The following is a 20137-nucleotide window of genomic DNA, read 5'->3' as shown; positions in this document are numbered from 1 at the left end:
ACTAAAACTTTACACAACTAGTACTGTAATTGTAGCTGCGAAATACGCATTTTGATCGATGATTTTGCGGGTCGAAGTGGAACCCATCATAAAAAATTAATGTTCCAAATACGCCCAAAGTTGTTTGTAATGTTCGAACGGATCTCATCTCATGAAATATGACCATCTGCTGGGATAGAAGTGGAAATCAGAGTTCAAATCGCTAAAACCTCGTCTACGATTCTCGAACGCCACCGTGAGATATTGGGTTCTTCTGGCCAGACCTCGACTCGACATTATTTTTAAGACCCCCTGTCCCTAATTCGAGGTATGCGTGTGAGCAGAGCCGTCATTGATTGTCTCGTAGACAATGGTATAGACACGGTTTTCGGTATCCCGGGGAAGCAATCACTTCCGCTTAACGAAGGAATTGATGACAACGACAACCTTGATTTCGTAGTTGCACGGCATGAAACTGCCGTCACTCACCAAGCGTGGGGGTACGCAGAGACGAGTGGTCGAATGGCAGGAACCGTCGTTATTCCTGGCCCCGGAGATATGAACGCCATGAACGGGCTAAAGAATGCACTGAACGACTGCACTCCACTCCTACATATCGCGATAGAAACTGAACCGGAGCTTCGTGGAGGTGACGCAATCCACGAGACACCACCAGACACGTACGACAATGCGGTCAAAGAAAATATCGTGGTGAAAAACCCAGAGTCAACGCTTGTCGATCTCCAGCGTGCGATTACGATTGCGCGAACCCCCCCGAAAGGTCCGGTTCGTCTCGGGATCCCGAAAGACTTCCTTCCGCAGGAAGTTCCGCTCGCAGAGCCTAGTTTAAGCAGCACATCCCCAGACTACTCACCAGCGAAGAAAGACATCGAACGTGCCGCGGGGTTACTTGCCGAGTCGGAGCGCCCTATCATCATTGCCGGAGGAGGTGTTCGTTCTTCCGGAGCATCAGAAGAACTCCGTGCCGTTGCAGAACAGCTTGATGCACCCGTTGTGACAACGTACAAAGGGAAAGGAGTGATACCAAGTGATCACGACCTCTGTATTGGTGCGTTAGGTGGCAGCGCCAGCTCTGAGCTACTTGACTGCCTTGCCGAGTCAGACGTCGGGTTGGCTGTTGGGACCGATTTAGACGCGCTCGCAACACGAGGATGGTCTATCAATATTCCTGAGTCGTTAATTCACGTTACGCTTCACGCCGACGACCTTGGGACGGGATATAAACCAACTGTTGGCATCATCGCGGACGCACGCAAGTCACTCATCGAATTGTCCACAGAGCTCAGTAGGTGCGGGGTAGAGTCGTCCGGCGACTACTCTCGTGCCACGCAGGTGAAATCACAGACAGAAGACCGACTCCTGAGCCTCATTGATTCCACCACGCCGCTCACATCCGTCGAAGCACTTCGTGCGATTCGAGAGGCGCTCCCGGACGACACAATCGCTACTTTTGACGCCGGTGGATCGAAAGTGTGGGCACTCAACGCATTTGACGCTGCTGGCCCACGAAAGTACGTCAATCCTGGGTCGTGGGCTACGATGGGAACGGGACTTCCGTCAGCAATCGGCGCTAAGTTAGCAAACCCGGATACACCGGTCGTTAGTATCACCGGCGATGGCGGACTCATGATGTGCATTCATGAACTCCACACCGCCGTTTCGGAGGGCATTCCCGTCATAGTAATTGTCCTGAACAACGCCGATTACGCCATTATTAGCGAAGAAGCTGGTCGGAGCTACGAGCTGCAGATGCAAGAGTACGGGTGGGACCATGCACCACTCGATTTCTCAACTATCGCTGAAGGGATGGGTATGCGTAGTCTCAAAGCCAATACCCCAGAAGAGATTGATGAAGCAGTCTCAGAAGCCGTGTGTTCAGACGAACCAATACTTATTGAGACGAAAACCGACCCCGCGGAGCCGCAAGCATCGACTTGGATGCAAGACTAACTAGTGTTGCTTCAATCAATAACTGAGACAGGAGAGAGCCTCCACAGTTTGATGCGTGCGTCGTCAGTCGCGAATCGCCAGTCCGTAATCTGACTCGGTCCACACGTTGCGTTGGTTTCGTACTCTGGTGGTATCGAGACTGCGCTTGAGATTCACAACGGTTGTGACTATGGCCTTTCCGGCGCAATTATCTCTGAGGACTACCAACAGTTTAACTACTTCAGAGACAACGTCGAAATCGGCCTTGCGTATGCGAACCTCTCCCTGTATCGGGGTCGAAGTTCAGCTGCCATTCGGCGGGGGTGGAAATCCGGCAACGGCTACCCCTCTGCACGTGAAGTGATTGAGGCGCATCCCGATGACCCCTACGAGTTAATCGCTCGGGAACGTACAATGAGTGCGTCGACAACCTTCACGATATCGAGGAGACACATTACAAGTGGTCTGACGAGGAGATACAAAAACTAGAGAAACTCGATTGAACGCTAACCGATTTTATCCGACACTCGATATGCCTTCCACGACACATATTATTAATCAGTTGGCTAGAAGAGAGTTCGGCTTCGTCTGAGCACTGAGTAAAAGACGAGCGATTTCGCGTTTTCTTAGTCAATTCTACCGAGACAACACCGACCGAGGAAAAGTATAAATATGTAGTGTGTCCATCAACCACACGGTTATGATTAGTGACAAAGAAGTAGTGCTATCTTCACTTCGTCGCGAATTAGATGGCGAAGTCGACTTCAATGAAACCACGCGAGCACTCTATTCAACGGATGCAAGTATCTACCAGATGCGCCCGGCAGGCGTGGTCTATCCAAAGAGTCAGGACGATATTCGACACGTGGTTGCGTTTGCTCGAGAATACGACGTGAGTATCACCGCGCGTGGTGCTGGCTCAAGTCTTACTGGGAATGCGATTGGGAGAGGCCTCATCGTAGACTGTTCGAGGCATCTCAGTGAGGTAGTCGACATTGACCCAGATGAGATGACAGCGACGGTACAACCGGGTGTCGTTCTCGATGACTTGAACGCGCTGTTGGAACGGTACGGCCTGTACTTTGCACCGGATCCATCGACCTCCAGTACGTGTACCATCGGTGGAATGGTCGCGAATAACGCCGCAGGAGCACACTCAATTAAACATGGAACTACGCGCGACAATTTACGTCGAGTAACCAGTGTCCTTTCTGACGGAACGGTCGCCAAGTTCCGTCGACGGGAGGGCGACGGGCTAGACGCCGTTTGCGAGCGGGACGAAATGGTCGGCGAAGTCCACAGAACTGTTCGCAGAATCGGGTGTGAGTACGCTGAACAGATTGAAACCGAGTATCCCGATTTGGAGCGTAACTCCAGCGGGTACGACCTAGAAAGCAGCACCTCACCGGACGGGTCGTGGATCGATCTGTCGAAACTATTCGCCGGGTGTGAGGGAACACTCGGAGTCATTACAGAAGTAACGCTCGAACTAACACCCCGTCCGGAAACGCGGGCCGCTGCACTCGTCTTCTACCATAGCATCACTGACGCCGCGACGGCAGTCGCTTCGGTTCGAGAGTCGGACCCCAGTGCGGTCGAATTAATGGATAGTATGGTTCTTGACTACGCGCGCGACGCGTGGGAACTCGATTTAATACCCGGGGACGCCGGGGCCGCACTGCTCGTCGAAGTCGAAAGCACGTACGCCGAACAGGAATCTGATCTGGACGACGTGGTCGAAGCGGCATGGACAGAGGCAGCCGTGGGCGTCGAGAAGGCGATCGACGACAGCGAGCAGGACCTTCTCTGGACGGTTCGGAAGGCATCGAATCCCCTGTTGAACCGACAGCCAGGCGACAAACAGGCACTCTCGTTTATCGAAGACGCCGCAGTCCCGCCAACTCAACTTCCGGAATACATCGAGCGGGTTGGAGATATCCTTCGGGAACATAACCTACAGGCGAGCGTCTTTGGCCACGCCGGACAGGGGGTCCTCCACATCAAGCCTTTCTTGAATCTCAAAGAGGAAGCCGACCGGAAACGTCTCCGCTCCGTCTCCGAAGCGGTACACGAAGAGGTGCTAGCGGTCGGCGGTAGTGTCTCTGGGGAGCATGGAGACGGTCGGCTCCGGTCCGAACATCTCTCGAAGATGTACAGTGAGACGCTCTACGGCGCATTTAACGAGGTGAAGCGGACGTTCGATCCGAAAGACGTCTTCAATCCCGGAAACGTTGTCCCATCGACTGATGGAGAACTCTCCGAGGTAGACGCCGATCTGCGTTATGAAGGTTATGCCCCCGAAACAGTAGAGACAGCGCTCGACTTTAGCGAGGAAGAAGGGTTCGCATCGGCGGTTGAACAGTGTAACGGGTGTTCGAAGTGCCGCACGTCAGATGGAGGCGTCATGTGCCCGACCTATCGAGCAACGGGTGACGAGATTATGAGTACCCGTGGGCGGGCAAATATGCTTCGCGAAGCCATTAATGGTCAGCTCGGTGGGGAGGCTCTCACGAGTGATTGGTTCCAAAACGATGTACTGGACCTTTGTATCTCCTGTAAGGGATGTGAGACCGAATGTCCGACTGGGGTGGACATGTCCAAGTTAAAAACGGAAGCGAAACACCAGAAACACGAGGAAGTGGGTGTACCGTTTCGAGCCCGCCTATTCGGGAACGTTCGCCTACTTAATCAGCTTGGAAGTTTGTTCGCTCCGATTGCCAACAAGGCGAAGGAATCCACACCGGTCCGAATATTAGTCGAGAAAGTGGCGGGGATTGACCGTCGCCGAACCCTCCCTGATTTCGCGGGAGAATCATTCCAGCAGTGGTTCGCCGCCCATGAGCCGCATCCGAAGGCAGGGGTTGTTGGAACGGTCGCGCTCTTTTCAGACTGTTATATGGAGTACAACCACCCCGAAGTCGGAAAGGCAGCAGTGAGAATCATCGAGTCACTCGGATACGCGGTTGAGATTCCGGACGTGACGTGTTGCGGTCGTGCCGCGCTCTCTCAAGGTCTCGTGGATAAGGCTGAAACGTTCGCTAAGCAAAACCTCGACGTACTTCACGAGTACGTGAACGCCGACATTCCCGTCGTCGGCGTGGAACCGTCGTGTGTAAGCGCAATCAAAGAGTACGGTGAGCTCGTCGACGAGACCAATCAGGTGCCCGAAATAACGCGGACTGTACCGGAGTTCCTCTCCGAACAGATCGCAACGGGCGACGTGGACTTCTCGATCAAGGAAGACGTGAAAGTGGCGTTTCACGGTCACTGTCACTCGAAGGCAAAAGGGTGGGACAGCGCACCCGTGGAGTTGCTTCGTGAGGTCGGTTACGAAGTACTCCAACTTGATGCCACCTGCTGTGGGATGGCAGGGTCGTTCGGGTACGAAGTGGAGCACTACGACCTGTCGATGGCAATCGGTGACGACCTCGAATCGAAGATTGACGCGGTGGATGCAGACCATATCGTCACGACGGGTGCATCGTGTAGCCAGCAGCTTGCGGACCGAGATATCGACACCAGCCACCCGCTGGAGTTACTCGCAGACCAACTCAACTAAAGGATGATGTTTCGCCTATGGCTTCTTGGAATAGTGGGACGAGGTGTGTAGAGGATCGCCCGGCAGAGTACATTGTACACGATCCGCGGCGTTCCTACTCGTTCGATGTGCCGTCGGTAACGTAGTCGTGTACGAGTTGCTTGAACTCACCGCTGGTGATGCCATAACGCGAATACGCTGCAGGCGTCCGTTCTCGGCTAACCGTTGACACGAGAGTGCCATCAAAATAGATACCCCAATCGTCCCCATGCTGCATATTGACATTCATGAATCGGATGGTGATGTTGTGAACGGATTCGAGGTACTGAACCACCGGCGGTACGATCATGTCGTCATCGAACCGTGGGGGCTTGTACGGGCGAAGGTTGTGGTTCCGAAATTCTTCGATAGCGTCAGCCCACCACCCGGGGAGCTGTTCTGTATCGACATCTCGATACAGCTCCTCGTCATCTTCCCATACTGACCGTTCAGTACCCTCATCACGTCGAGGATCGTTGTCATTGTGTCTCATCTAAGAAGTGAGGTTTGAGCCGTGAGGTGAGTGACCAGCGATGGTAGTGCTCTACAGGCCGTTAGAGCTTGACGTAGAGTTCACCGTCTTCGACGTGTACGTCGTACGTCGGTAAGCGGTAGTGATTGCTGGCAGTGTGGCTTCCGTCCGTGATATTGAACTCCCAACCGTGCCACGGACACGAAACTATTTCTTTGTCACAAGACCAGATCAGTTCATCGTCCTCATCAACATCAAGCGTACCGCTTAGCTGGCCCTCACAGGCTGGACCGCCTTGGTGCACGCAGTAGTTCGAGAGAGCGTGGAACTCTCCGTTCGAGTGGAATACAGCGATCTCACGGCCCTGAATGTCCACAACGAGACGCTCCCCCTCATCTAATTCATCGGCGGTAATGACGTGGTGCAGGTTATCGAGATCGGCCGTCAGCTCTGATGTGTCTTTGGTTCCCATGGTTAATCGAAGGCGTACACCCGCTCGGCGGTCTTCCCGTAGATGTTCTGAATCTCTTCGCTAGTGAACTCCGACCGGAGAATCTTCAACAGTGCATCCGTGTTATCGAAGTCGAAGTGGGGATAGTCCGACGAGAACATGAGGTTGTTTTCGCCCTCGAACAGGCGAGTGACCTGATTGAGATAGTTCGGATCGTCTGCTCCCTCAACTGGCTGGCTAGTGAGGTAGAACTGGTCTCTGAGGTACTCGCTTGGCATCTTATCAAGCATTGGTGCATCCCACTTTGCGCCCATGTAATCGTGGTCTATCCGTCGCATGAAGTAAGGGTACCAACCGAGCCCCGATTCTTGGATGATAAACTCGAGGTCCGGGTATCGCTCGGGAACCCCCTGCGTTAGCATATCTGCCAGGTTTGTCTGGTGCATCATGTTATGTGCAGTCGCGTGAACGGGAAGGGCCCGGTTCATCGACTTCCAGGTCGACGGGAACCGAGTCATCATCGTCCCCGCAGCGTTGTGCATCTTCAGCGGGAGCCCCGCGCGTTCACACGCGTCGTAAATCGGGTCGTAGATCTCGTTTCCGAGGGTCGGATCAACCGAGCCACTCGGAATCATGACGGCGGCGATACCTTTTTCGTCAGCCCTTCGGTCGATCTCTTCTGCAGCTTTGTCAGGCTTTTGCGGAGCGACTATTGCGGCACCGTACACACCGTTGTCGCGGTCAACGATATTATCGAGGAGCCAGCTGTTGTACGCATTCGCGAGCGCCGCAGCCAAGTCGTCATGGTGAACTGCCCCGAGGTAGAGGTTCTGGGTCGGCGTTGCAATAGCTTTGTCCCACTGAATGAGTTCTTTCCCCTTCTGAACGTCTTCCGGGGTTCGAACTGATTCCGAGTCGGCCTTACCCATAGTCACGGAGTACAACATCCCAGACGAAGGGTAGACCTGACCCAAGTACCCATAATCGTCCCCGGAACGTTGGCTATTCAGCATTTCGTCGAACGGGCTTTCCAGGTACGGGAAGATATCCTCTTGACGTTCCGTGAGGTGGAAATCGGTGTCAACGATGACATCGAGGTCGTCAATCGAGGAGATCCGTCCACTATCGGCTGTAGACTGACTCATCAAGAATTTCATTAGTAATGGTGATACATAAGCATTTCCGTGATAGACTGGTCAAGCTATTGTGATTCGATTATGAAATCTCTGAATTAATTAGATTTCTTAGTGCAATAATAGTCTATGCACAAGTAACTCCAGACAATCCTTGCTACATGAAACGGAAGGGGTTACGAGAGCCAGTCAATGACCCTGTTCGAGGTACACAAACGAATTTGGGGACACACCCGGTCAGACAAAATCCGTGTTGTCGATGCACCAATCTCAACTCGTTCTGTCACCCCTCAATTACAGGTGTAGATCGCATGAGCAACGGTGTGATTCCGGAGAAAACTGCACTAAAGTATGTTCGAACATCACAAACACGATTTGTGGTACCATTGGTCATGACCCAACTGGCAACTCAAGAGTGGCTATGTGCGATAGAGCGGGTTGTGATACGACTCTCGTTGAACGACCCAATTGCCGTAGCAGGGTTCTCTAGTTGCGTTTCCGGTCTTAGGAGTGAGAAAAGTCAGCCCCCGAACAAAATATCCAGAGCTATTACAGCCCTATTTCTGTAATTTATATGTAGAGGGAGTTATTGTTTTGAGTTAGAACCATGTCACCCAGATGTTTGTTATCTTCGAACATGCCATCTGATCACAAGGCACAATTGATCCCTGGCGAATCATTCGGCTAAACCTTGCTAGTCACCCAAATATGCTGATATGCACACGAGTTTATTATGGAGGACCCGATACCACGAGGTGAGATATGGCGAGCAGTAAAACCACTCAATGCCCAGTATGCGGTCATCAGACGGTTACTCTCCAGTCGACGTGTTGTTGCCCTCAGTGTCCATGGGTGGAAGGAATTAACCAGCCAAGTGATTAAGCGGATGACTCGATCCGTGTCGGCCTTGACGGTAAACCGAGGACGCGGACGAACGTTGTGATGAAGTACCGGCCACTCAGATCAGAGAGTCCAGATCGTGTAGTGGCTGTACGTAATGAGAAGATCAGATCTCAGACCGGGGTCTACGAGAGTAGGTTCGGGTCATAAATACCGTTCTCGCGCGTTCGTCCCGGTATTAGACGATGTAACGAAACAGTACCATCTCAGTCACTCCTTGGTAACTGCAGGTGGTTGCAGGACAACCAACACGGATGTCATCGACCCAATCACCAGAACAGGATCGACTGACGAAACAGCACGTCGGCAACTCCGGAATGCAACGACACGTGTTGATACCACACCGGGAATCATCAAACGACCCAGTCATCCAAACAAAGTTATCGAAGATACGGTCCCACTCAGACGCGATGATAGGGCATTGATGTGCTGTATTTAGCGGCTACCGGGCACAGCATGACGACATCCGTGGTCCGCAAGGGAGGTCTCAGTATACCATCCCCACGTGACTGCAGGTGAATGCACCAGGCTTGCGGTGTGGATGACGTGGAAGTGTACTTGATGGGTCTTCCGTTTGGAGGCGCCAAGGCAGGTATCGCTGTCGATGTCCAGGGAGACTCAGCTGACAAGAAAGAACGTCTTGACCGTTTGCTGAGGGCTCCACGAGGTTGTCGGCCCCAAACAGGACGTTTCTGCACCTAATCTGGATGCTGACGCACAGACCATGGCGTGGTTTATTGACTCTTACTCGATGCGACACGGTGCACGAACGCCTGGTATCGTCACGGACAACCCGCCCGTAATATTATATAACAGGGGGTAGATTACTCAGTCATGTTGGTAGACAGAGACAGGCATTTTGATGTGATTGTTATCGGTGTTGGTGGAATCGGAAGTGCGACAGTCTACGAACTTGCGAGAAGTGGAAACGATGTGCTAGGAATTGAGAGGCATGGTATCCCACATACAAAGGGATCGTCACATGGTCACACACGAATGATTCGGAGAGCCTACCATGAGAATCCTGAGTACATGGCCATGATTGACCAAGCATACACCCGCTGGGAACAGTTAGAAGATGAGTGGGGAGAACAGCTATTATATAAAACGGGGTCAATAGCCGCAGGACGGCCATCATGCGACTTGGTGTCTGGAGCGCTAGAAACGTGTCATGAACATTCAGTTCCGTTCGAAAAAATTGATGGAGAGAGTGCTTCTGAACGCTTCCCAGGATTTCAGTTCCCAAGTGAATATGAAGTTGTTGTTCAAAGTGATGGTGGATTTGTTCGTCCTGAAGCAGCTACGATTGCACATGTTGAGTTAGCCCGGCAATTGGGGGCGACGATTCAGTCAGAAACGAAGGTTACTAGTTGGGAGTCAACAATAGATGGCGTGAAAGTAAAAACAGAGGACGGTCAATACAAGGCAGACCGACTTGTTATCGCCGCTGGTGCTTGGATCGGTAAGATGGTTGAATCACTAGAGGGCATAGTTAGTCCAGAACGCCAGGTCTTGAGTTGGCTACAACCGAACAATGAGACTCACTTCACCCCAGAAAATTGCCCCGTCTTTTTGATCTCTGATGATGATAACATTCACTATGGATTTCCGACCTTCGGCAAGCCTGGTGTGAAATTCGGACGACACTATCACTTAAATGAGCGAGTTGATCCAGATGAGATGGATCATAGTGTCAATGAGCATGATATGGAGGTCTTGACCCAGTCTGGTGAAAAATATCTCAATGTGAGTGGTGAGGACCCATTCGGGTTTGAGACATGCATCTATACGAATACCCCCGACCGTGATTTCATTATTGACACACTCCCAAATCATCCCGAAGTCACAGTCTTAGGTGGCTTCTCCGGACATGGATACAAGTTTGCAGGAGTTATCGGTAAAATTGCAGCCGACCTTGCAAATGGAAAAGACCCTGAGATAGATATCAGTTTATTTGAAATTGATAGATAATACGTCAAGGACAATTATTGTCGCTAGAGATTTCAGCTCGGAAGTATAGGAGTACGCAGTAGATTACCTGTGTTCGATTAAAACGTTGGATCGATCAACTACACCTGTTGACAAATTTATAGTAGTAGTTAGAGGAGACAATCTAGATAAGGAACGAGCAGCTCGAAGATCTAGTGATCTATGCTACGTTCAACCCTGCTCATGAAGAATTTAGGAACTACTACGATTAAATATTGACAACAGGGCGGACAGCGACGTTCACGAGAGTTCTGCCCTCGTGTAGCCCATCAGAACGCAAAGCGTTCTGCGGACCCGTCAGGCCGTTCGCCGTCCAATTCCATTCAACCGGCTATTCCCTCAGATATACAAAGTAGATTCGTCGATATCTTGGTGTTGAACGCTCCTCCTAAAATATTTGTTCCCAGATACATCAAACACCGGTCATCAGACACAACCCGCCTGAGGCAACGCCGAAGCGGGTTGCAGTCGACGAAACTGCTGTCAAAATCAATGGAAATAATCTTGGCTATACGATACAATAATCACGAGACAAAACTGATTCTTGATGTCGAGTCGTGTGGGCGACATGAGACTGATCCGACTGTTGCGCTTCTCCATCGACGCTCGGAGAAACACGATCTTTCAGGCGCTGTGCTTCTCGTTGATGACTACGGATATCTGACTTCCCTCCATCGATTATGATTGAACGGTCGGCTTGGCTTCGTCGAGCGAAGCCTCATCAAAAATGATTTCACACCCTCAAAATTGAGTTGACCGCTTCCATTATTCGTGGGTGGATAGTCACGGAAGCGTCTACCAGTGATTCATATATTTTGCACAATACTGTGACGTTCAAAGACCGCATCAAGCACTCACGGACGAACGCCGGCTGAGGATGTCACTAGCTGGATAGTACTCAGCTGAGGATATATTAATCAGACTTATATGTTTGATGGGTAGGTGGTGTTGATTGAGTAACCAATACTTGAGATTTGTACTCAGACACGTGTCCTATTTTTGCATTGTATTTCCTTCTGCATAATGGTGGTCCTTAGGACAGTTAAGGCCATAATCCGCGAGTTTCTTTTGCCTCACCGATACGACGGAGTGCGACGACGTAGGTCGCATCTCGCCAAGTTAAACTCTTTTCGTCGACGACCGCCTCGATATCACGCCATGCGGTCAGCATCGCTTCTTCGAGTTCCTTGTTGACTCGCTCTTTCGACCACTTCCGTCGGTTGATGTCCTGTAACCACTCGAAGTACGAGACTGTCACACCACCTGCATTGGCGAGAATATCGGGTATTACTGGAATTCCACGGTTATCCAGGATCTCGTCGCCGCTAGTGGTCGTTGGCCCGTTAGCACCCTCCACGATGATATCTGCCTGTATCTGCTCTGCGTTCTCTGCGGTAATGACATTCCCAACCGCGGCAGGGATGAGGATGTCAACGTCCAACTCCAACAGTTCGTCGTTGGTCACCTGCGTGGCTTTCCTGTGACGCGTCACGCCCTCAGGTTTCTCTTTGTGGGACGGAATGGCCTGTGTGTCGAGCCCTTCGGGATCGTATATACCACCGTTTACGTCGCTAACAGCGACAATGTTTGCGCCCCACTCATCCAGCAATCGAGCAGCGTTTGCCCCAACACTCCCGAACCCTTGGATAGCAATTGATGCTCCGTTGAGCGGGCGGTCGAAGTAATTGGCCGCCTCGCGAGCAACGATTGCCACAGAACGACCGGGTGCCTCTTCACGCCCGTATGAGCCACCAATTACTGGCGGTTTCCCGGTAACGACGCCCGGTGTTAGTTCACCATGTTGCATCGAGTAGGCGTCCATAAACCACGCCATCGTTTGCGTGTCAGTTCCCATATCGGGTGCAGGAACATCCTGCTTTGGACCGACAACGTCACGGAGTTCTTCGGCAAAACGACGGGTGAGACGCTCCTTTTCATCGGCTGAGAGGTCCTTGACGTCGACAGCGATACCTCCCTTGGCGCCTCCAAACGGAAGGTCCATCACCGCACACTTCCACGTCATCCACATGGCGAGCCCAGTACATTCTGCCGCGGTCACGTGGGGGTGGTATCTGAGCCCCCCTTTGTACGGACCACGGACGTCGTCGTGCTGGGCGCGGTAGCCGGTGAACACCTCCACACGCCCGTCGTCACGTCTAAGTGGAACCGACACTTCGACGACACGGGTCGGATGGCTGAGTCGTTCGATAACACCTTGCTCGACGTCGACGTGAGTGGCTGCCCGGTGGAGTTGCCGACGTGCTGTTTCGAGTGCTGATTCGTCGACAGACTCGTTCTCTGAAGTGTTTTTTGATGACATATTTCAAGGTATTCTAATGGTTGTCTATCTCTTGGACGCAACAACGGTAGTGCGCGAGCGGTTAGTGGTGGTCTCTGTAGTGTTCGATACATTGTCTGGTGCTGTAAATCAGTCACCGACCTGGCCCACGCAGCCACGTTGTATACTACCATGCATGTTGGAGTCATTAGATAAATCATACGGATATATGTTGAATGGTACCAGTAGATATAAAATTCAAAATAGACGCTATCTCTCTGCCACCACCAGATAGATATCGACTCACTACTTCAACCGAGAAATGATAGTTGGTGTGTGAGGCCGAGACTGCTCAGTTTCGTTTGAGCGCCTCGACAAGGAGTTCAGCGATGTCGATGATTTCGATCTCATCTTCGAAGCCCCCGGTTTTGCGACCGTCTTCGTACATCGTCCCACACATCGGACAGGCGACGACGAATTTCTCGACGGGGCTACCAGCATCGGTATCTTCGAGTGCTTCGCGAAGACGCTCCTCACTTGGTTTCGCGTCCTCCTCGTGGTCCATCCAGAGACCACCACCACCACCGCCGCAGCAAAATGAGTCATCACGGTTCCTGGGCATCTCAGCGAGGGTCACACCAGTTGCGCGCACGAGTTCACGCGGTGCCTCGTACTCGTCGTTGTAGCGTCCGAGGTGACACGGGTCATGGTACGTCACGGTGTAGTCGAGTTCTGTTCCAGACAGACCCAACTGTTCCTCAGTAACGAGTGTCTCGACGACTTGCGTGTAGTGGTACACTGGCGCTTCGAAGTTGGACACTTCGGGATATTCGTTTTTGAATGTGTTGTATGAATGCGGATCCGTACAAACGATCTTCTCGAAGTCACACGCCTCAAACGCTGCAACGTTATCCTCGACGAGCATCTCGTAGAGGCCCTCCTCGCCGACGCGGCGCACGTCGTTGCCATCATTCTGTTCGTCCTCGTAGAGGATACCGTAAGAGATCCCTGCGAATTCGAAGATACGAGCGAGTGATCGGGCAACTCGGCGATTGCGCTCGTCGTAGGAGGGGTAGTCGCCGACGTACCAGAGGAACTCGACCGATTCGTCGCGGGCGTCGGGCACCTCGAAGTCGAGGTCGTCGGTCCAGTCGGGCCGCTTGCGCTGTGGGTCGCCGAAGGCGTTGCCGTTCTGGAAGATATTCATCATCGCCTCCTGTACGGGTTCCTGCTGTTGGCCCGTCTCGGTGAGCCGACGGTTCATCTCGGTGAAGTGGCTTAGATGTTCGATATCGACCGGACAAGCATCCATACAGGACATACAGGCCATACAGGACTCCATCGACTCGGCGTCGACGACGGAGGTGCCACCGTCCGCGACAATATCAACCGATTCAGTCTGACCAGCGTCGATATCCTCACGGTAGGTCTTCAGGTCGAGGATGACGTCTCGCGGGTCAAGGTTACGACCCGAGGCCTTTGCCGGGCAGGCGTCGGTACAACGTCCGCATTTCGTACAGGCGTCCATGTCGAGGACTTGTTTCCACGAGAAGTCCTCGACTGATGTGTAACCGATTTCGTCGGGACTGGCGTCCGCTGGCACACCTGGTAGCCGCTTCCCCGCCTTCTCGTCAGCGGTGACAAGGTTGGCGTACGAGGAGATCATGTGGAAGGGCTTTGCGTAGGGGATGTACGCGACGAACCCAAGCGCTATGATCGCGTGGGACCACCACATCCACCAGTAAAGTGACTCGGCGAGGCCAGCACTAACACCACTCTCATGGAGAACGAGAGCGACGAAGTAGCCAACAAAGCTGACGGTTTCGAACCCGGGGAACTCGGTGCCGACGATGCGCAATCCTTCAGTGAGGTAGCCGCCGACGCCGAGCACCAAGAGTGTCCAGATGAAGATATCGTCCTCAAAGACGGTGTGTTTCCCCCAGAGGCGGTCACTACGGACTACGTAGCGTCGATAGAGTGCCATTCCGAGACCGACGACGAACAGCAATCCTAATGCGTCCATCACGAACGAGTACACGAGGTAGAAATCCCCGACGAAGAAGGACTCCTGAGCGAGCAATTTCGTCCAGATGTCCATATCAATAGCAAGGATGGTCGTTCCGATGAGAAGCGTCAGAAAGCCCCAGAAAATGAAGGAGTGCATTACACCAGCGTAGTGATCCCGATCGAACTGCTTTCTGTTCGAAAAGACAGCCGCGGTGGCGCGAACAATCCGGCTTGGCAGGTCGTTCAGACGGTCGAACGCATCTTCAGTCCCGCGAGCGTATCGAGCGAAGCGGTCATACACTCCGTAAAGGAAGACGAGAATTGCGACCGTCGCGAGATAATAGAACGCGGCCTCGCCAACTGGACTGATAGTCCAAAAGGTGTCTCGTGTGACTGCCGATAACGGCATCGTAGTGGTCATGGGTGACAGATACATGTTTGATTTTGGTGTGTTATAGTGACTGGTATTTGCTCTACGTGACTAAAGAGGTGAACTATCCTGCTGGATTCACCTTCCCGGTTTGACTGTTAGGACTCCAGTTGCTCAGTAAGTTGCGGGACGATCTCGAAGAGGTCACCGACGATTCCATAGTCGGCGATGTCGAAGATAGGAGCGTTGGGGTCGTTGTTGATGGCGACGATAGTCTCCGAGCCCTTCATGCCTGCGACGTGCTGGACTGCACCTGAAATACCGATGGCAAGATAGACATCGGGGGTGACAACCTTCCCAGATTGGCCGACCTGCCGGTTCTTCGGCAGCCAACCGTTGTCGACAATTGGGCGAGACGACGAGACAGTCGCGTCCATCGCGTCTGCGAGGTCGAAGATGAGCTCCAAGTTCTCCTCGTCTTCTATACCACGACCAACAGAGACGAGGAAGTCGGATTCGGAGATGTCTACATCGCCGCCGGCGACTTCTTCAAAGCCAGTAACGGTCGATCGAATGGCCGACTCGTCTATATCGGCCTCAAACGACGTTATCTCGGCGTCACCGGGTTTATCGGTGGTGGACCACTCGGCGTCGCGGATGGAAACCGCGACGTGAGGTGCCTCAGTCTCGACCGTGGTTTCGACCTTCGAGCCATACATCTCGCGGGTAGCGGTGAGCGTATCGTCCTCGTAATCGAGTCCAACCGCGTCAGGAATGAGGTCGATCCCCAATGAATTCGCGACAGCGGGTGCGTAGTCGAGGCCGTTGACGGTATTCGGGAGGAGCAGGATTGCCGGTTCGAGGTCAGCGTAGAGTTGCTCGGTAATCTGCGTGTACACATCATGATTGAACTCCTCACCGTACTCGATAGTGATGATGGTGTCGACGCCCTCACGGTTTAGTTGTTCAGCGAACGTTCCAGTGGGACCACCGATTACCGCAAGGTGAAGGTCACCACCAGTCTTCTCAGCGAGGTCTCGACCTGCAGTAATGAGTTCAAAGGATACATCACGGAGGTCACCGCGACGGTGTTCGGCAACGGCGAGCACGTCGCTCATTGGGCGTTCACCCCCTTTTCATTGAGTAGGGTTGCAAGTTGGCCAGCGGTTTCTGTTGCATCTCCTTCGAAGATAGTTGCGTCACTTTCAGTTTCTGGTTTGTACATGTCGGTCCGTGTGAGACTAGTTTCGAGGACGTTCTCATCGAGACCATAGTCGGCGAGCGTTTTGGAAGCGATCTCTTTGCTTTGGGCCTGCCGGATTCCCCGTAAGCTCGCGTATCGCGGTTCGTTAATCCCTGTTTGAATGGTGAGCACAGCCGGGAGCTCGACGCTAGTGAGTTCCTCAACGCCACCTTCTAACTCGCGGCGGATAGATACTGGACTACCCGAACTACTAAACGAAAGGTCGTTAACGACGGCTGCCCAGCTCGTTCCAAGCCGGTCAGCGAGCGCAACCCCAGTAGCACCGTTGGCGTCGTCACTAGCCTGAACACCGGTGAGGACAAGGTCGGGATTCTCGTCCTCGACGACGGCTGCGAGGATTTCACTCACAGTGTTGTGGTTGATGAACGAACAGTCGTCGAGCGCGGGGTCCCAAACACGAATTGCGCGGTCAGCGCCCTTCGCAAGGGCCATACGAATCGTCTCTTCGCTACGTTCGGGACCGAGAGTGGCTACTACGACTTCGACATCATCGTCGCTTTCTTCTTTGAGTTGAACGCCCTCTTCGATCGCATAGTTGTCCCACTCATTGAGATCATATTCGAGATAGCGGTCGTCAATTCTGAGTCCGTTGATTTCGAACTCGTCTTCGACCTCTGCCACCTCCTTGACAGTGACAAGCACCTTCATAACAACCTACCGGATGACGGGGACTGACATAGATTTACCGGAATCAGTTAAGATACTGATGATTAAAAGACCACTACGTAGACAGCGATACACTATAAAGAATTAGTATTTATCAAACTCAATGTGGCTTGTGAACAGGTATCTTAAAGGAAGATAGCGCATCGCAAACACAAATATTACAAAAATATGGTTGTAACTCTTTTGAGTATCGGTGGGTAGTTATCCGAAGTGGGTTCAGTATCGTAAGGGATGGTCGCTGCCCTGAAAACGCGTCTACGGTATGGAAATAGGGCTAGAGCTTAGTAGAACCCACAAGGTGAGTTCTCCACGATACCAACTTGATAATTACAAATCTGTTCCTGTCGCGGCATTATTATTGACTGCTAGCAATTCCTGACTCATCATCTCACCTTCGCACAATAGCTGATTTCACTAGGGGCTTGTCTTCACTCAGGATTGGGGAATCTGCACGATAACTGACCTCAATGAAATTCCAACCAATTACCCCCGTCAGCTGTATCCAAATTAGCTTTGATAGTTCCAAACTGAGAACTAAAATAATCCTCATTCCACGGTATCTAGTGTTCGGCGTGCACGTCGAGAACTCTGGAGTACAGGTTCGATCGAGACAATCGTTTTTCTGTATTGTTCTCACCTCACGGATGTATTGTCGAATCTATGTCATCTAAGTATAGCGAGCTCGTGTCCTCTCACCCCATGGTAGCAGAGGAGCAGAGATATTCCCATATGAAATGTCATGAAAAGAATGAAAACTTATTTAGTACCTCCCGATGACATCGCATATGCTTGGCAATGACAGACAATAGTCTACACTCCAAGAAACAGAAGCGTCGAACCTTCCTGAAGACGGGAAGCGCAACAGCTATCGGCCTCACCGGACTTGCAGGCTGTCTAACTGGCGGCACCGACACATCCTCGGAAACGGAAGAGACCACAGCAGCCGGTACTGACGAAACGGGAACCAATACGACTGAAAGTGGTGATCTCGACTTTGGAGGCAAAGAGATCGATGTGATGCTAAACGTCGGTTCACTAGCCACCGTCCACAAGAAGTACCTCATCCCTCATGTCGAAGAGAAATACAACCTAAAGATCAACACCGAGACGGGAGCGACAACGTCACAGCTCACAAAACTCCAAGCCAATGAGGACAGTCCACCGGACGTGTTTAATCTCGACGTCATCGGCGTGGATAAAGCATCCCGAAACGAGTGGCTCGAACCGCTGAGTGACCATACTGACATTGTCACGAACCTCTCAGACATCGACGAGAAGTTCGTCCATTACGGTAGCGATGGCGTCTCCTGGGAAGTGGGTGCATTCGTGCCCGTGATAAACACCAACCAATGGGACAGTACACCATCCTCACACTCGAGCGTTGCAACCGATTCTAGTGCGACGGCACTTACTCCATTCTCGTGGTCCAACGGTCCGAACCTACTCCTAATGGCTTCAGCCGTTGCGACCGGGGAGCCGTTCGACTCACAGTTAGATGTCGAACCTGGTTTCCAGTGGCTAGAAGAGAATCTTAAGCCCAAAGTCTCCACGATCATTCAGGGTGTTTCTTCGGCAAACCAACAGCTCGCCAGCGGGAACGTCGACACCGTCAATCTGTACACTGACTTCTTGGTGTACGAGATGTGGAAGAGTGGTGCTCCTATCGAGCCACTGTTCCGCCTCGAACCGACAACTTGCGCGTTCGCTGAGACGATTTCAGTGTCACGGAACTCAGAGAACAAGGAGGCTGCACTCGTGTACGCCAACGAGGCACTTTCACCGTGGTTCCAAGAGAAAGTGTCAGCTGAGATGGGGGCGGGGGTCACCAACACGAAGGCATCCCTCGCACCGGAAGCGGAAGAGTTCGGCGCAATCACCCCCGACGAGTTTGACCAGCTATCGTACCCAGACTTCGAATACGTGTGGAATAATCGATCCGATTGGGCGAAGCGTTGGAACCAGATCTTCTCTGGCTAACAAAAATTACTTTACCCTTGGCGTTTAGGGTAAGGTATGGCAGAACGTGACAAGAGAGACGTTGCCATTCGCTACGATAACGTCACGAAGCAATTTGGTGACGTTACGGCGGTAGATGACGTCTCGTTTGAGGTAGAAGACGGAGAATTACTCGCACTCCTTGGGCCATCGGGATCGGGGAAAACAACGACGTTGCGCATGCTCGCTGGGTTCGAGCAGCCAACGCGTGGGAATATTATCCTTGCAAACAGGGACGTGACCTACGTTCCGCCGCACAAGCGTGACACGGGGATGGTGTTCCAGAATTACGCCCTGTTCCCGCACATGACCGTCGAAGAGAACATCGAGTTCGGTCTCAAGCAAAAAGGGTTCGAGAAGAGCAAAATAGACCGACGAATCTCGGAGGTGTTGGAAATGGTCGACCTCAGCGGGTTCAGAGATCGTGAACCGGCGAACCTCTCCGGCGGCCAGCAACAGCGTGTTGCGACAGCACGTTCACTAGCGATTAAGCCTGAAGTGTTACTTATGGACGAGCCACTCGGTGCGCTCGACAAAAAACTTCGGGACCAACTGGAAGTCGAGTTAACTGAACTCCAGTCCGAACTCGACATTCCTACGCTCTACGTGACACACAATCAAGAAGAGGCACTCACCATGGCGGATCGGATCGCAGTCATGAACGAAGGACAAATTGAACAGATCGCACCCCCGATGGAAATCTACGAGGAGCCAGCGACAGAGTTCGTCGCCGAGTTCATCGGCGATACGAATTTCCTCGAAGGTGATCTCGAAACGCAAAATGGTGAGGTTCGCTTCTTCACCGAGAATACGGAAATCACCGTGAACGCGGATTCAACTGCCACCTCCGGTGGCGCTGTGTTTGTTCGCCCGGAAAAGATCGACGTCCGTTCCGCTGACTTCTACGACGACTCACTAAACACGTTTGAGGGAACAATCATTCGTCGATTGTTCTTGGGTTCGACGGTTCGGTACTTCGTCGAGGCAAATGGGCAGACGCTCATCGTTGACGACTCGAACCAGCACTCTTCGGTCCTTTACGATACTGACGACGACGTGGTGCTTGCGTGGAGCAAAGAGGACACGCGGATAGCGCGTGCGTAAAA

General features: G+C 52.4%; 12 protein-coding genes and 2 pseudogenes. 8 read left to right on the top strand and 6 right to left on the bottom strand.

Annotation, left to right across the window (positions count from 1 at the left end; genetic code table 11):
- Positions 1-315: 315 nt before the first annotated feature.
- The 4 genes and pseudogenes from NKF06_RS02170 (at position 316) to NKF06_RS02155 (ending at position 5951) form a co-directional block, all read left to right on the top strand.
- Positions 316-1950 carry a thiamine pyrophosphate-dependent enzyme gene (locus NKF06_RS02170; RefSeq protein ID WP_253244378.1) on the top strand — a complete coding sequence of 545 codons (1635 nt, stop codon included), beginning with the start codon at positions 316-318 and terminating at the stop codon, positions 1948-1950.
- 96 nt (positions 1951-2046) lie between these two features.
- Positions 2047-2301 (top strand): annotated as a pseudogene (locus tag NKF06_RS02165) (aldehyde dehydrogenase family protein); the annotation flags it as partial.
- Between the two features lie 442 nt (positions 2302-2743).
- Complete coding sequence (locus NKF06_RS02160) at positions 2744-5488, top strand: anaerobic glycerol-3-phosphate dehydrogenase subunit C (protein WP_253244377.1); 2745 nt, start codon at positions 2744-2746, stop codon at positions 5486-5488.
- 247 nt (positions 5489-5735) lie between these two features.
- Complete coding sequence (locus tag NKF06_RS02155) at positions 5736-5951, top strand: hypothetical protein (RefSeq protein ID WP_253244376.1); 216 nt, start codon at positions 5736-5738, stop codon at positions 5949-5951.
- A gap of 109 nt (positions 5952-6060) precedes the next feature.
- Here NKF06_RS02155 and NKF06_RS02150 read toward each other — a convergent pair whose 3' ends face one another.
- Both NKF06_RS02150 and NKF06_RS02145 read right to left on the bottom strand, forming a co-directional pair.
- Entirely contained in the window at positions 6061-6450 is a 390-nt protein-coding gene (locus NKF06_RS02150) for a Rieske (2Fe-2S) protein (protein ID WP_042665576.1), read from the bottom strand.
- Between the two features lie 2 nt (positions 6451-6452).
- Entirely contained in the window at positions 6453-7574 is a 1122-nt protein-coding gene (locus NKF06_RS02145; RefSeq protein WP_042665579.1) for an amidohydrolase family protein, read from the bottom strand.
- A gap of 1722 nt (positions 7575-9296) precedes the next feature.
- Here NKF06_RS02145 and solA point away from each other — a divergent pair.
- Positions 9297-10433, top strand: coding sequence for an N-methyl-L-tryptophan oxidase (solA, locus tag NKF06_RS02140; RefSeq protein ID WP_253244375.1), 1137 nt, complete (start codon positions 9297-9299; stop codon positions 10431-10433).
- Positions 10434-10744: 311 nt separating this feature from the next.
- Positions 10745-11357 (top strand): annotated as a pseudogene (locus tag NKF06_RS02135) (DDE-type integrase/transposase/recombinase); the annotation flags it as partial.
- 136 nt (positions 11358-11493) lie between these two features.
- Here NKF06_RS02135 and gdhB read toward each other — a convergent pair.
- The 4 genes from gdhB to NKF06_RS02115 form a co-directional block, all read right to left on the bottom strand.
- Positions 11494-12771 carry a glutamate dehydrogenase GdhB gene (gene gdhB / locus NKF06_RS02130; RefSeq protein WP_253244374.1) on the bottom strand — a complete coding sequence of 426 codons (1278 nt, stop codon included), beginning with the start codon at positions 12769-12771 and terminating at the stop codon, positions 11494-11496.
- A gap of 310 nt (positions 12772-13081) precedes the next feature.
- Positions 13082-15145: a (Fe-S)-binding protein gene (locus tag NKF06_RS02125; RefSeq protein WP_253244404.1), complete on the bottom strand. Its 2064-nt coding sequence runs from the start codon at positions 15143-15145 to the stop codon at positions 13082-13084.
- Positions 15146-15264: 119 nt separating this feature from the next.
- The gene (locus NKF06_RS02120) at positions 15265-16224 is read right to left on the bottom strand and encodes an electron transfer flavoprotein subunit alpha/FixB family protein (protein ID WP_253244373.1); all 960 of its coding nucleotides are present in this window, start codon (positions 16222-16224) and stop codon (positions 15265-15267) included.
- On the bottom strand, positions 16221-17018 hold the full coding sequence (locus tag NKF06_RS02115) for an electron transfer flavoprotein subunit beta/FixA family protein (protein WP_042665481.1): 798 nt from the start codon (positions 17016-17018) through the stop codon (positions 16221-16223). Before NKF06_RS02115 ends, NKF06_RS02120 begins: the two co-directional genes overlap by 4 nt.
- A gap of 807 nt (positions 17019-17825) precedes the next feature.
- Here NKF06_RS02115 and NKF06_RS02110 point away from each other — a divergent pair.
- Together NKF06_RS02110 and NKF06_RS02105 are read left to right on the top strand one after the other, a co-directional pair.
- The gene (locus tag NKF06_RS02110) at positions 17826-19013 is read left to right on the top strand and encodes a hypothetical protein (RefSeq protein WP_253244372.1); all 1188 of its coding nucleotides are present in this window, start codon (positions 17826-17828) and stop codon (positions 19011-19013) included.
- A 36-nt stretch (positions 19014-19049) separates the two neighbouring features.
- Positions 19050-20135: an ABC transporter ATP-binding protein gene (locus NKF06_RS02105; protein WP_253244371.1), complete on the top strand. Its 1086-nt coding sequence runs from the start codon at positions 19050-19052 to the stop codon at positions 20133-20135.
- The last annotated feature ends 2 nt before the right edge of the window (positions 20136-20137 follow it).

It is taken from the genome of Haloferax sp. AB510 (genome assembly GCF_024136985.1).
Lineage (GTDB): Archaea > Halobacteriota > Halobacteria > Halobacteriales > Haloferacaceae > Haloferax.
This window is presented reverse-complemented; position numbering and strand designations above follow the sequence as displayed.